At 63.7% G+C, this 13,090-nt stretch carries 13 protein-coding genes and 1 pseudogene; 8 read left to right on the top strand and 6 right to left on the bottom strand.

The window, feature by feature from the left end:
* Positions 1-2 precede the first annotated feature (2 nt).
* The 3 genes and pseudogenes from JLZ96_RS25095 to JLZ96_RS25085 all read right to left on the bottom strand — a co-directional run.
* The gene (locus JLZ96_RS25095) at positions 3-1,649 is read right to left on the bottom strand and encodes an HNH endonuclease signature motif containing protein (RefSeq protein WP_236254235.1); all 1,647 of its coding nucleotides are present in this window, start codon (positions 1,647-1,649) and stop codon (positions 3-5) included.
* Between the two features lie 37 nt (positions 1,650-1,686).
* Positions 1,687-1,938, bottom strand: coding sequence for a DUF3253 domain-containing protein (locus JLZ96_RS25090; RefSeq protein WP_230073891.1), 252 nt, complete (start codon positions 1,936-1,938; stop codon positions 1,687-1,689).
* 15 nt (positions 1,939-1,953) lie between these two features.
* A pseudogene (locus JLZ96_RS25085) lies at positions 1,954-2,142 on the bottom strand (DUF2256 domain-containing protein); the annotation flags it as partial.
* Positions 2,143-2,145: 3 nt separating this feature from the next.
* Between JLZ96_RS25085 and JLZ96_RS24340 the strand changes: the two are divergent.
* Positions 2,146-2,712 (top strand): peptide deformylase, encoded by a 567-nt coding sequence (locus JLZ96_RS24340; RefSeq protein ID WP_201011504.1) that lies wholly within the window; start codon positions 2,146-2,148, stop codon positions 2,710-2,712.
* Positions 2,713-2,736: 24 nt separating this feature from the next.
* On the opposite strand, the gene JLZ96_RS24335 is transcribed toward JLZ96_RS24340, so the two are convergent.
* Positions 2,737-3,069 (bottom strand): hypothetical protein, encoded by a 333-nt coding sequence (locus JLZ96_RS24335; RefSeq protein ID WP_201011503.1) that lies wholly within the window; start codon positions 3,067-3,069, stop codon positions 2,737-2,739.
* 106 nt (positions 3,070-3,175) lie between these two features.
* Between JLZ96_RS24335 and JLZ96_RS24330 the strand changes: the two genes are divergently transcribed.
* On the top strand, positions 3,176-3,589 hold the full coding sequence (locus JLZ96_RS24330; RefSeq protein ID WP_197077426.1) for a DUF6992 family protein: 414 nt from the start codon (positions 3,176-3,178) through the stop codon (positions 3,587-3,589).
* A 142-nt stretch (positions 3,590-3,731) separates the two neighbouring features.
* Positions 3,732-5,000 (top strand): DUF4185 domain-containing protein, encoded by a 1,269-nt coding sequence (locus JLZ96_RS24325; RefSeq protein ID WP_201011502.1) that lies wholly within the window; start codon positions 3,732-3,734, stop codon positions 4,998-5,000.
* Here JLZ96_RS24325 and JLZ96_RS24320 read toward each other — a convergent pair.
* Positions 4,963-5,586 (bottom strand): hypothetical protein, encoded by a 624-nt coding sequence (locus JLZ96_RS24320; protein ID WP_032369036.1) that lies wholly within the window; start codon positions 5,584-5,586, stop codon positions 4,963-4,965. The genes JLZ96_RS24325 and JLZ96_RS24320 overlap by 38 nt on opposite strands.
* Positions 5,583-6,539: a hypothetical protein gene (locus JLZ96_RS24315; protein ID WP_236254234.1), complete on the bottom strand. Its 957-nt coding sequence runs from the start codon at positions 6,537-6,539 to the stop codon at positions 5,583-5,585. Before JLZ96_RS24315 ends, JLZ96_RS24320 begins: the two co-directional genes overlap by 4 nt.
* 319 nt (positions 6,540-6,858) lie before the next feature.
* On the opposite strand from JLZ96_RS24315, the gene JLZ96_RS24310 reads away from it, so the two are divergent.
* The 5 genes from JLZ96_RS24310 to JLZ96_RS24290 all read left to right on the top strand — a co-directional run bounded on the left by JLZ96_RS24310 (position 6,859) and on the right by JLZ96_RS24290 (position 13,062).
* Positions 6,859-7,839 (top strand): ABC transporter permease, encoded by a 981-nt coding sequence (locus JLZ96_RS24310; RefSeq protein WP_032364425.1) that lies wholly within the window; start codon positions 6,859-6,861, stop codon positions 7,837-7,839.
* 32 nt (positions 7,840-7,871) lie between these two features.
* Entirely contained in the window at positions 7,872-8,792 is a 921-nt protein-coding gene (locus JLZ96_RS24305) for an ABC transporter permease (RefSeq protein WP_027497844.1), read from the top strand.
* A complete protein-coding gene (locus JLZ96_RS24300) occupies positions 8,785-10,686 on the top strand; it encodes an ABC transporter ATP-binding protein (protein ID WP_201011501.1) in 1,902 nt (633 codons plus the stop codon). The genes JLZ96_RS24305 and JLZ96_RS24300 overlap by 8 nt, the downstream gene beginning before the upstream one ends.
* 37 nt (positions 10,687-10,723) lie before the next feature.
* Positions 10,724-12,412 (top strand): ABC transporter family substrate-binding protein, encoded by a 1,689-nt coding sequence (locus JLZ96_RS24295; protein WP_201011500.1) that lies wholly within the window; start codon positions 10,724-10,726, stop codon positions 12,410-12,412.
* A 209-nt stretch (positions 12,413-12,621) separates the two neighbouring features.
* Entirely contained in the window at positions 12,622-13,062 is a 441-nt protein-coding gene (locus tag JLZ96_RS24290) for a hypothetical protein (RefSeq protein WP_143536317.1), read from the top strand.
* Positions 13,063-13,090: the final 28 nt, after the last annotated feature.

The following is a 13,090-nucleotide window of genomic DNA, read 5'->3' as shown; positions in this document are numbered from 1 at the left end:
GTTCAGGCTGCTCGCTGTTTTCGTCGGTGGTAGCTGGGGAGGGGCTGCTGTCCGGGGTCGACGGATTCGGGTGGGATGGCGTAGGGGTGTCCGTCGTCGCCCATGATGAGCTGCCAGTCGCCGTGGTGGACGAGGCGGTGGCATTCTCCGCAGACCAGCGCGAGGTTGTCGAGGTCGGTGGGGCCGCCGTGTTCCCAGAATTTGATGTGGTGGGCTTGGCACCACTGGGCGGGGCGGCCGCACATCACGCAGCAGGTGTCGCGGATGGTCAGGGCGATGCGTTGGTCGTCGCTGGCGAGTCTGGTGGTTCGTCCGAGCGCGAGTGGTACGCCGTGGTGGTCGACGATGACGGGGGTCAGGTCGGCGTCGCAAGTGACCAGCTCGGCGAGGAAGCGACTGATGGGGCCGGTCCAGTCGAGGTGGAACGGCCAGTCCGCATCGCCCGGCTCGGGGACAGATTTCTGCCCGCCGTTACTGTCACCGCCACGACCGGCCGCGGCATCGCCGCGAGGCCCAGCGTCGCCCGGCTCGGACACAGATTCTTGCCCGGCACCACCACATCCGGATGTCGCATCGCCGCGAGCAGCGATATCCCCTCGAGCCACTCCATCCGGATGCGAGGCGTTGCTGTCGCCGCCACTTGAGGAACCATTCGAGACCGAATCAATGTCGACCGAATCCGTTGCAGTGCTACCCGTTTGCTTGTTGCCACCGTGGGCGAGCAAGTCCCACAAGGGGACGATCAGGTGCACCGACGCCCGCGACCCGCCCGCCGACCCACGAGTGCTGCCGCGGAGGTGTCGGTCGAGGATCTGATCGAGTGCATCGGCCCGGCGCTTCGACGGGCTACGTGGATCGCGCTCGCCACCGGGGCCGGGCCGCGGTGCCGTCAACGGCGACAGAGCGGTGAGAAGCTTCTCGGCGAGCAACCGGTCGATGTCGCCACCGAACTGGAAGCGGCCGTTGGCCAGAGCATGCAGGTCGAATCGGTTCAGTGCCGGGTTTTCCGACACCGGTCGCGGTGCAGGTGTCGGCGGAACAGGCTCGGGCGCAGGCGGTTCCGGGTCGGGAAGCCGGCCGGTAGAGGTAGCCGCATCATCTCTGCGCCGCTCCTGATCGTGGCGTTCCTGTTCCTGCTGTTCTTGCTCTCGGCGTTGTTTCTCGGCTTTCGCGTGTCGTGCTCGGGCGTCGTCCGCGGCCGCATGCGCCAAAGCCTGCGCGCGGGAGGTCACCTGCCCCGCGGTGTTGCGCATCGCGGTGTCGAGCAATTCGGCGACAATTCCGTCGCGCCGGTCCTGATCCAACGTCGGGTCGGCCACCAGCACGACGTCGTATCCCTCGGCGATGGCGGCGGCATGTGCGGCATGGATGCGGCGGTCGGCGAGGGCGTCGAGCACGGTGGGGTGATCGAACAGCCAGTACCCCAGTGCGTTCTGGCGGGCGGCGGATCCGTCGGTGATCCGTATCGATCGGGCGTACCAGCGGGTGACGGACGAGTGCCCGAGTTTCATCGCCAAGCCGCGTCGGTCGATCTCGGCGAGCAACGTCAATCTCTGTGCTGCGAGAGCGTTTTCGAGGGAGGTCACGTCAGCAAGCTCGGAGACCAACTCCTGGTCCCCGAGCCCGAACACATCCCCCCATGTCTTCACACCACGAAAGCTATACCCACCCACCGACAGGTTTCCGTCAACGCTTCCAACGGATCCGGATCGGCCCCTTTGCGGTCGAGGGATCTATGACCGACCCCTTCTGGGTGATCTCGACTTCGCCGGCGTCGACCATACGTCGGGCCGCGCGGCGAACGGGCTCCATCAAGTCGCGCCAGTCGTCGTCGGACAGGGCTCGTGCGACGTCCGATGGGCAGATCGTGGCGTCGCGTGATCGGGCGTCGAGCAAGGATCGGATTTTGTCTTCGAGTTCCTTGTCTGTTGCACTCACCTTGCGCCGCCGGCAGGTGTCGCTGCAGTATTTGACGTCATCCCAGTTCTTCTCCCATTTCTTGCGCCACTCGATCCGCCGACCGCACGACGCGCAGACCTTGTCTGCGGGGTGCGCGGTGGAGGTACGACGGGAGTGGGCCACAGATCGACAGTAACCTCGTCGCCCAGGGCTTCGCCGCTCTCGGAGCGAAACTATCCTCATCTCATGGCGATTCGACCGATCCTGGTTGCCGGTGATCCCCGGCTGACAACTCCGGCAACTCGCGTGACGGTGTTCGACGACGAGCTCGCAGCGCTGGTCGAGGACATGTTCGAGACCAATACGGCTGCACCCGGTGCGGGCCTGGCGGCCAACCAGATAGGCGACCCACGTTCGGTCTTCGTCTACGACCTGCGGGACGGCGGGGTCCGTCGTCGCGGACACGTGATCAACCCGGTGCTCGAGGCCTCGGCGGTTCCCGAGACGATGCCCGACCCGGACGACACCGAGGGATGCCTGTCCGTGCCGGGGGAGCTGTTCCCGACCGGGCGTGCTCAGTGGGCCCGTGTCACAGGTGTCGATGTGGAGAACAACCCGGTGACGGTGGAAGGCACGGGCTATCTTGCGCGGTGTCTGCAGCACGAGTCCGACCATCTGGCCGGGCTCCTCTACCTCGACCGCCTCCTCGGCCGCCACCGACGTGCGGCCAAGAAGATGATCAAGGAGAGAGGGTGGGTCGGGCCGGGCAACAGTTGGTTGCCTGGGGCCGACGCGCATCCGCTCGGATTGTGATTGCGGCTGTGCCTTATCCGACTGTTAGAACGGGTTGTACACGTAGAGCATCCGGTAATCCCATTCCGACGATCCGGCCGGAATGCGGATGTCGGTGAGCGCGTGGCCGTTCTGAGTGCACCAGGTGCGGGCATGGAACGAGGAACAGTCGATTTGCCGGCTGGTGCCGAATGGGCTGACGATCAATGACTTCTCGCTCGCGCTGCTGTAGGCCGCGGGGTCGAATGCGTTGACGAAGCTCGAAGTGGAGTCTTTGGGGCCGAACGGGTTGTCGTCGGGCGCGGCGGATGCCGTCGGCGCGGCGAGCACTGCTACGCCGATCGTCAGTGCAGCGCCTGCGAGGATCTTCTTCAGCATGGTGACTCCGTTCGTTTCGAGCACGAATACCCGGTGCTCGGTGATCGGCAGCAACGGACCGCGCGTTACGGGTCGCCCTCGGCGTCGAGCCCGGCACACTGGAGCGATGACTCGTATGGAAGCTCCCGCCGTCGCCCAACTACTCGGTCGGCGTCTCGCCGTGTGGGGCGGTGTGAGTGTGCTTGCCGGAACGGTGTTGGCGGTGCGCGGCTCGTCGCCTGCCCGTCGTGCATTCGGCCAGCAGACCGCGGGTTGGGGTGCGATCGATGTGGCGATCGCAGGGGCGGGAGCGCTCAATTCCTCGGTCCCGACGTCGAAGAGTCTGAGCAAGTTGCTGTGGATCAATGCGGGGCTCGATGTTCTCTATGTCGCGGCCGGTGCGCACATCGCCGTCCGGAAGCCCAGCTTCGGCCGTCGAATCACCGCTGACCAGGCAATCGGTCACGGAACGGCGGTCGTCGTGCAGGGCGCTGCCCTGTTCGCACTGGATACGACTCACGCGCGCATGATTGCCGGCTAATCACACGAGTGTCATTCTCGCCGTAGGCATTTTGTCAAGTACCGACACGCCCAATTTGTTGCGCGATCAGTAGATTTGCGTAACACTCGTCCCATCAGTCACATCAGTATCGTGGGTCACACGGGAAACGGTGGGTTCGTCCATGCGCTTACGTAGTCGGCAGATCGCTGTTGGGGCTGTCCTGGCACTGGCAGTGAGCGGGCTGAGCGCATTGACTGCGCCGACCGTCTCTGCAGAACCGTGCGGCGGCCTCGGTGGGCCGGGCTCCTCACCGCTGTTCGGTTCGTCGGGCAGCGCGGGAATGTCGGGCAAGAACCCGCAGGGACCGCAGGGTCCTCTGCCGCGCATCACCGGGAACACCCAGAGCATCGCCTGGGTCACCGGTCCGCAGAGCGTGAACGACACCTACGACAACCTGGCGATGTCCGGAACCGACCTCGGTATCACCTGGGACAACGGTGCGGGCCAGATCTTGATGGCGTTCGGTGACACGTTCGGTGATTGCTCCTCCGGCAATGCCCAGTGGCGCAGCAATGCACTCTTCCGCTCGGACAAGGCGTCGACGAACCTGTCGCAGGGCATCACGATCGGTCCGGCCGACCCCGCGAACACCACCTCGGGTGCGGTTGTCAGAGCGAACAATCCGCGTTACGCCGCCGAGATCATCTCGAGCGCAAAGCTACCGAGCGTCGAGGACACGACCATCCCCACGGCCGCTATCGCGATCGGCAGCACCCAGTACATCAACTACATGTCGGTGCAGAGCTGGGGCACACCCGGTCGCTGGATCACGAACTACTCGGCGACGGCCAAATCGACCGACAACGGCCAGAATTGGACGACGGATCCCAAGACGATCCGCGTCAACAAGGGTGTCACGATCCCGGGCTTCACCAACGTCCACGAAAGCCAGGGCAAGTTTCAGCAGAGCGCCTACGTTCTGGGACAAGACGGTCGGTACCTGTACCAGTTCGGTACTCCCAACGGACGATTCGGCGACGCGTTCGTCTCCCGAGTCGCGCCCGATCAGATCGAGAATCTCGACGCGTACGAGTATTCGACGCAAGATCCCGATCCGGCCAAGCAATGGTCCAAGAACGTCGGCGATACCGTGGCCGTAGTGAAGGGCCCGGTCAGCGAGATGTCGGTGGCGTGGAACGACTACCTCGGCCGGTACGTCATGATGTACGGCAACGAGAACAACCGGACGCTGGTGGCGCGCACGGCGGAAAACCCGGAGGGGCCGTGGAGCGAACCGAGGACGATTCTCGACGCCAACCAGACGGCAGGCGGCATCTACGCGCCGTTCATTCACCCGATGTCGAGCGGAAAAGACCTGTACTTCACGGCTTCTCGGTGGTCCGATTACAACGTCATGCTTCTGAAGACGAACCTCGACGCGTTGAAGTGACGCGTCCGGCGGCAGCGTCGAGGTAGGCGTCGGCGTCCATGTCGACTCCTGCGGACAGCAGTCCACGCCGGATCGTCGAGAGATACTTGCTCGACGGTTCGCCGTGCTCTCGCACGATCGAACTCGTCAGTGTGAACGCGGGCAGTCCGTCGATTTCCGGAAGCCGTAGCAGCGCATCGTATTTCCCTCGGTAGGCTTCACCTCGGCGGTCGATGTCGAGTGTGGCCCACTCGCCGATGCTCAGTGATTCCACAGCCGAGATATCGACGGAATCGACCACGTTCTCCACCGAGGCGACGTGCGCCAACTGCACACTGTCGATCAGGTATCCGTGTACCAGCGACGGATACGCGGGATCGGTGTTCAGCGACACGAAGGCCGACGCCCCGGTCCACCGTCGGGACACGCCTGCGAAGTAGAGGGCGTGATCGATCCACAACCAGCGTTCCGCCTCGACCGCTGCCGTCGAGGGTGCCGGTGGATGTGCCCCGAACTCCGAGCCGTCCTCGGAGCCCGTCAGGTAGACGGAGAACCTCTCTCGCAACAGGTTCGAGCCGTATGCGACGTACCAGAGGCGGTCGGTCACTCGGCCTCGAACAGCTGCCGGTATGCCTCGGCGAGTAGGTCGGCCGCGAGATCGTTGTTGTGTGCCGCTGCGCCCGTTGAGTTTCCGGACCGCATGAGCCGCGCGTTGAGGCCGTAGGCGAGATCGTCGAACGTGTCGTCGTCGATACCGAGATCGACATCCACGTCTTCTTCCAGCAACGCGCCGAGGTCGATCGACCACGACCACACCCGTTCGTCTCGGTACGGTCCCCGTCCGGCGCTGACGGTTTCGTTGGAGACCTCGAGTTGCTCGTCTGTCCGGTCGCGCGGAACGTTGGTGTTGATGCGCAGGTCGAGCTCGATCGTGTCGTCGTCGTGCACGATTTCGTCGACTCGCAGGGTCTCGAAGCCGCCGCACGTCAGCGTCAGCAATCGTCGCGGACCGGTGTCGTCCTGTACGTCGGACAGAGCGGCTGTCTGCCACAGGTATTTCGCGGTGTTGGCTGGGTCGGGGATCGACGAGTTGATGTAGTCGGCCACGATGCTGCGGATGGCGGGGTACGCGATGTGGTCGGACAGTTCCCAGAACTGGCGACGACTGCGTCCCACGGCCGCGTCGAGGAGCGTCGTGCGCTTGGCTCGTTCTTTGGGCAGTGCCGTCTTCACTCCCGGAGCTTCGCCGATCGCGGTGGGCTCCGACGGGCGTTGTCGCAGTGGGTGGAGCTGGGACACGAGATCGGTGAGCTGCTCCAGACGATCTGCGGCACCGGGTGCAACCTCGAGGGCCTCGATGTCGGGCCATATCTCGCGGTCGGCATTCACTCGGGCCGCGAGTGATTCGGAGTAGCCCACGAAGGCCGCGTTGTCTGCGAAATGCAGAACGTAGAGTCCGTTTCGGTAGTCCTTGGCGGCGAAGATCGTGGCAATGGCCCCGGAATCGGTCATGTCGAAGCGTTCGAGAGCGAATCCGTCGGGTGTGGAGTCTGTCGGCATGGCACTGAATCTACCGACGCGTGCGAGCACCGCCTATTCGTCTCCTGTCCGCATTGTCGCGAATGCGTTCTGTGAGCCGATGAATTAGGCGACCCTACGACAGCCAGGTCGTCAGACTCGTTCTGCGACCGATGATTCCGCATTGCCCGAAGTGTCGGTAAGAGTTTCGCAACCGTCATCGAAATACGAATTCCTGGTGCTATCTTGAGGATTGTCCGTTTCCACCGCTAACGAAACACGCAGGAAACAAGCGGTGTGAACAATGCCGAGAGCAGTGCCGTCGGGCACGGCCGTGGTGCTCGATGGAAGGTGGTTGCGCGTGGGCGGTTATCTTGCACGCAGGTTGCTGAATTACGTCGTCCTGCTGATCATCGCGACGTTTCTCACGTACTTGCTGGCCTCGCTCACGTTCGATCCACTGTCGAATCTGCTCAGCCGCAACCCGCCGCCGTCGGATGCTGTACTCGACGCCAAGCGCGCGGCACTGCACCTCGACGACAATCCGGTGTTGCGGTATCTGAAATGGCTATGGGCGGTACTGCACGGAGACTTCGGGCAGACCATCGCTGCAGGCTCGGTCAACGACGAACTGTGGCGCCGCATCCTGGTCTCGCTGCGGTTGGTCGTACTCGGCACCGTCCTCGGCGCGGTACTGGGAACCCTCGTCGGTGCGTACGGCGCCGTCCGGCAGTACAAGATCTTCGACCACGTCGCAACGGTGGTGACGTTCATTCTCATCAGCACCCCGATCCTGGTCTTGGCCCCGGTGCTCAAGTACCTTGCTGTGCAGGTCAATCAGAGCACCGGCAGTCAGTTCTTCCAGTACACCGGTGAAACGTCGACGACGCTCGCCCCCGGTCTAATGAACGAAATTGTCGACCGCGCACAGCATCTGCTGCTGCCGACCGTCGTCTTGATGCTGTTCACCATCGGTGGGTACAGCCGGTACATGCGCAGTTCTATGCTCGACGAGCTGAACATGGACTACATCCGTACTGCCCGCGGCAAAGGACTCACGCGCGGGCGCGCAATCTTCAAGCACGGCTTCCGTACTGCGTTGATCCCGATGGCCACACTGTTCGCATTCGGTATGGGTGCGGTGATCACCGGCGCGACGTTCACCGAGCGCGTGTTCGGCTGGTACGGCATGGGTGACTGGCTGATCTACGGCATCACCAGTCAGGACATCAACATCACGCTCGCGGTCTCGCTCTTCACTGCGCTGTCGGTGCTGGTTTCCGGAATGTTGACCGATATCTTCACTGCTGCTTTGGATCCGCGCGTTCGCTACGCGGACTGACCCACCACTTCGAGTAGAGGAAAGGACCGGCGATGGCGACACCTGTGGTTCCCGAGATCGCTGCGGTCGAGGGCCCGATCGACTCGTCTGCCCCGATCACCCGTCGGCGGTTGGTGCTGCGCCGGTTCCTGCGTAACCGGCCGGCGCTGGTGGGCATCGTGGTCCTTCTCGCGATGTTCGTCGGCGCGTTCGTGCTCCCGCATTTCATCCCGTTCACCTACGAGGAACTCGACGCGTACGCGCTCAACTCGCCGCCGACCACACGACACTGGTTCGGCACCAATCAGATCGGCCAGGATGTTCTGGCTCAGACGCTGCGCGGTCTGCAGAAGTCGCTGATCATCGGCATGCTCGTCGCGCTCATTTCCACGGTGCTTGCCGGCGTCGTCGGCGCGGTGGCGGGGTACTTCGGCGGTTGGACCGACCGCGCGCTGATGTGGGTCGCCGATGTATTGCTCGTCGTACCCAGCTTCCTGGTGATCGCTATCTGCTCTCCGTTGTTCCGCGACAAGAGCTTCTTCATCCTGGTGCTGCTGCTCGCAGCCTTCGCGTGGATGATCACCTCACGCATCATTCGCGCGATGACGCGGTCCCTACGTGAACGCGAATTCATCCGCGCCGCAAAGTACATGGGCGCAACACCGAGCAGCGTGATCGGCAAGCACGTGCTGCCGTCGATGGCCTCCATCCTCATCGTCGACGTCACGCTCAATGTGGGTATCGCCATCATCGGGGAGGCATCGCTGAGCTACTTCGGCTTCGGTGTCCAGCGACCCGACGTCTCGCTCGGCACGCTGATTGCAGACGGTACGTCGTCCGCGTTGACGTATCCGTGGCTGTTCGCATTCTGCTGTGGCGCACTGGTATTGATCGTGCTGGCGACGAATTTCGTCGGCGACGGTCTGCGCGACGCATTCGATCCGAACTCGACGAGGGGACAGGCACGTGGCTGAGACAGTGCCGGTGTTGAAGGTCAGCGGACTCGAGGTCAGCTTTCCCAGCGAGGAGGGGCGCGTCACCGCAGTGCGAGGCTTGGACTACCAGGTCGACAAGGGCGAGGTCATGGCCATCGTCGGCGAGTCCGGCTCGGGCAAGTCGGTGTCGTCCCTCGCGGTCATGGGTTTGCTCCCGGAGTCCGCGCGGGTCACCGGATCCATCGAACTGAACGGCCGTCAACTGCTCGGCCTGTCCGACCGCGAAATGTCGCGTGAGCGTGGACGTTCGGTAGCGATGATCTCGCAGGACCCGCTGACCGCGTTGACGCCCATCTACCGCATCGGCGACCAGATCGCCGAGGCGATCTCGGTACACAATCCGTCACTGTCCAAGGCGAAGGTTCACGAGCGCACCCTCGAATTGCTCGATCTGGTCGGTATTACCGATCCGGCGGCCCGGGCGCGGTCGTATCCGCACGAGTTCTCCGGTGGCATGCGTCAACGCGTCGTCATCGCGATGGCCATCGCAAACGATCCCGATCTCATCATCGCCGACGAGCCCACTACTGCTCTCGACGTGACGATTCAGGCCCAGATCCTCGATCTGCTGCGTACCGCCCGCGACGTCACCGGCGCAGGCGTCGTGTTCATCACCCACGACCTGGGAGTCGTTGCCGGCGTGGCCGATCGGGCTATGGTGATGTACGCCGGGCGTGCGGTCGAGACCGCGCCGGTCGACGAGTTGTACGCACACCCGTCGATGCCCTACACCGTCGGCTTGCTCGGCTCCGTGCCTCGCCCGGATCGTCCCGCGCAGGAGCGACTGGTGCCCATCGAGGGCACGCCGCCCGCTCTGGTGAATCTCCCGACGGGCTGCCCGTTCGGACCTCGATGCCCGTTGCACACGGAGGCCTGTGACAAGGGCGAACCGCCGTTGATTCAGGTGGCACCGAATCACAGGGCGGCGTGTATCCGCGTCGACGCGGCGACGGCCGAGTCGGTGGAGGCCGAGTTCGAGGGTGCCCCACGGTCGGGGGCCCCGGCGGAGCTCGTGGTGACGGTGTCGAAGGACGCTCCGGTGCTGTCGGTGACCGACCTGCACAAGAGCTACCCGCTGTTCAAAGGTTCCGTGCTGCGGCGTCGGGCTGGGGAAGTGCCTGCCGTGCAGGGCATCAGCTTCGATGTGCATGCGGGGTCCACGTTGGCGATCGTCGGTGAGTCCGGGTGCGGAAAGTCCACGACTCTCCTCGAGATCATGGAATTCGTGAAGCCGCAGCAGGGTTCGATCAAGATCAACGGCGTAGAGCCCTACAGCCTGAGCCGCGCCGAGCAACGAAAGTTGCGCGCCCACATCCAAATCGTGTTCCAGGATCCGATGGGCTCGCTAGACCCGCGCATGCCGGTGGGGGAGATCATCGCCGAGCCGCTGAAGATCAACGGCGTCCCGGTCGACGAGCGAACCCGCCGAGTTCGAGAACTGATGGACACCGTCGGAATGCGTCCCGAGCTCGCGGATCGGTATCCCACCCAGTTCTCCGGCGGGCAGCGCCAACGAGTCGGCATTGCACGGGCTTTGGCGCTGAAGCCGTCGATCCTGGTGCTCGACGAGCCCGTGTCTGCTCTCGACGTGTCGATCCAGGCGGGCGTGCTGAACCTCCTGCAGGATCTGCAGGAGGAGCTCGGTCTGGCGTATCTGTTCGTCTCGCACGATCTTTCGGTGGTGCGTCACCTCGCCGACGAAGTAGCGGTGATGCGTAACGGTGTGTTCGTGGAGAAGGGCCCGACGGAGCAGATGTTCGACGCACCGAAGGACCCGTACACGAGGGCGCTGCTCAAAGCCATCCCCATCCCCGATCCCGTGCTCCAACGAGCCCGAATCGCCGAGGCCGCAGCACTGGCCGACGCCATCTGACCCTGCAGGTTACGTGCACACTGAGAAAGGTGAATTGATGAGAGCCAAGCTATTTCGGGCACTGGTCCCGATCGCGGTGGCCGTGACCACTGTGGGACTGGTGGCGGGGTGCAGCTCGGGTGACACCGGGCCGAACGCCGATGCGCCCGCGTCCTTCGAGAGCGGAGCGCAGATCAACCCGCATCCCATCAGCGATCTCCAGCAGGGCGGAAATATGAACTTTCCGCTCTCGCAGGTGCCGACCAACTACAACTACTACCAAATCGATGGCACCACGGTCGATGCGGCACGGTACTACCTGGCATTGATGCCGAGAGCATTCAATGCTGCAGCCGATGCAAGCCTGACGGTCGCGACGGATTTCTTCACCGACATCACCGAGTCCGAGGTCGACGGCAAGCAGGTCATCACGTACAACATCAACCCGAAGGCCAAGTGGAGCACCGGGCGTCCGTTGGACTACACAGACCTCGTGGCAACGTGGACTGCCAACAACGGTAAGGATCCGGCCTACGAGGCGTCCAGCACCGCTGGCTGGGACAAGGTCGAGTCCGTCGTCCGCGGCGAGAACGACCAGCAGGTCATCCTGACCTTTGCCGAGAAGTTCGGTGACTGGCGGTCGTTGTACGAGCCTCTGATGCCGGCTGAGTCCATGGCCAGTGTCGACGCATTCAACACCGGATCTGTGAGCACGATGCCGGCCACCGCAGGGCCGTTCCGTATCCGGACCATCGAGCCCGGTGGCAAGCGCATTGTCGCCGAACGCAACCCGGACTGGTGGGGCGAAAATCCCGCAGTGCTCGACACCATCACGTACCTGCCACTCGATTCGACAGCGTCCGTCGGCGCGTTGCAGAGCGGCGAGATCGACTACTACGAACTGGGCAGCAGCGCAGATGCGTTCAAGGTTGCCCGCGGTATCCCGAACGTCGACCTGCGGCAGAGCCTCGGGTCTCAGTACCGCCACTTCGACTTCAACGGTGCTCCCGGACGCATCACGTCGGACAAGGCGGTCCGGCTGGCTCTGATGAAGGCGATCGACCGCGATTACCTGGCTACCTCGCAGCTGGGCCAGATCACCTCGAACCCTACGGTGCTGAACAGTCATATCTACGTCGACGGACAGAAGGGCTACCAGGCCAACAACGGCGACATCACGTTCGATCCGGAGAAGGCGAAGTCCGAACTCGACGCGGCCGGCTGGACGATGAACGGTGAGTTCCGCTCGAAGGACGGTCAGCAGCTCGATCTGCACGACATCATTCCGGCCGATACCCCGAATGCGACGCAGGAAGCGCAGATCATCCAGCAGAACCTCAAGGCTGTCGGTGCCAATCTCATCATCGATGCGGTGCCGTCGGACGACTTCTTCGAGAAGTACATCCTGGTGGGTGCCTTCGACGTCACCCACTTCACCTGGGAGGGAACGCCGTACACGTCCAGCAGTGACGGCATCTTCCGTTTGACGCCCGGCAGCACGCTGCAGAATTACGGCCAGGTCGGGTCCGAGGAGATCAACGGACTACTCGACAAGGCTGCGGGCGAGCTTGACGACGAAGCACGTATCGCCGACTACAACGAGGCGGACGAGGCGATCTGGGCCGAAGGCCACAGCCTGACGCTGTTCCAGCGTCCGTTCACCTACGCGACGAAGTCCAATCTCGCCAACTTCGGCGCTCCAGGATTCGGCGACATCGACATGTCGAAGGTCGGGTTCCTGAAATAGACAACGGGCTCGAATATCCGGTCGGTGTCGCGGCAATCACGCTGGTTGTCGCGGCATCGACCGCTGTCTACACCCCGCTCGGCCTGTTGGTTGCGCTCGTCGTTCTGATCTGGACGGGTTGGTCTGTGGCCTCGGCCTTGTTGGCCGGACGATCCGCAGCGCGGTCTCGGGATCGAATCTCCGTGCGTCGTGTTCGGTTTCAACACCGCATGCGTTCGCGCGGGTATGTGGAGGTTCAGGAGGGCGCCGGGCGGGCCTGGTACCCCGTCTACTTCCACACCGGTCTTCTCGGATTGGTCCCCGACGCCGAAGCGAAGGTCGGTAGGTCGTTTCTCGGACGCCGCGCCTTCGTCGTCGAACCGGGGATCGTTGCGTTGCCGTCCGGTCGGCGTCGATCGACCTTACCGCCGGGAACACCTCTCGATGCCCCGCGCCTCAACGACTCCGATCTGCGCACGCGCAGCGCCAGATTCGGTTCGCTGCGTCGTCGGATCATGCTCGACGCCCCCGCAGCAGTGGCCGGCCCGTTCATCGGGCTGCTGTGGTTGATCGTCGACGGTGGGGGCTTTGCACAATTTCTGGCGGTGAGTCTGTTGGCAGCTGTCACCGCGATCTGGTGGTCGGCGATCGACGGCAGCGACCCCAGTTGAGTCGCTGAGCAATTCGCGTGACGCGCGT

Source organism: Rhodococcus sp. NKCM2511 (assembly GCF_014905595.1).
Taxonomy (GTDB): Bacteria; Actinomycetota; Actinomycetes; order Mycobacteriales; family Mycobacteriaceae; genus Rhodococcoides; species Rhodococcoides fascians.
This window is presented reverse-complemented; position numbering and strand designations above follow the sequence as displayed.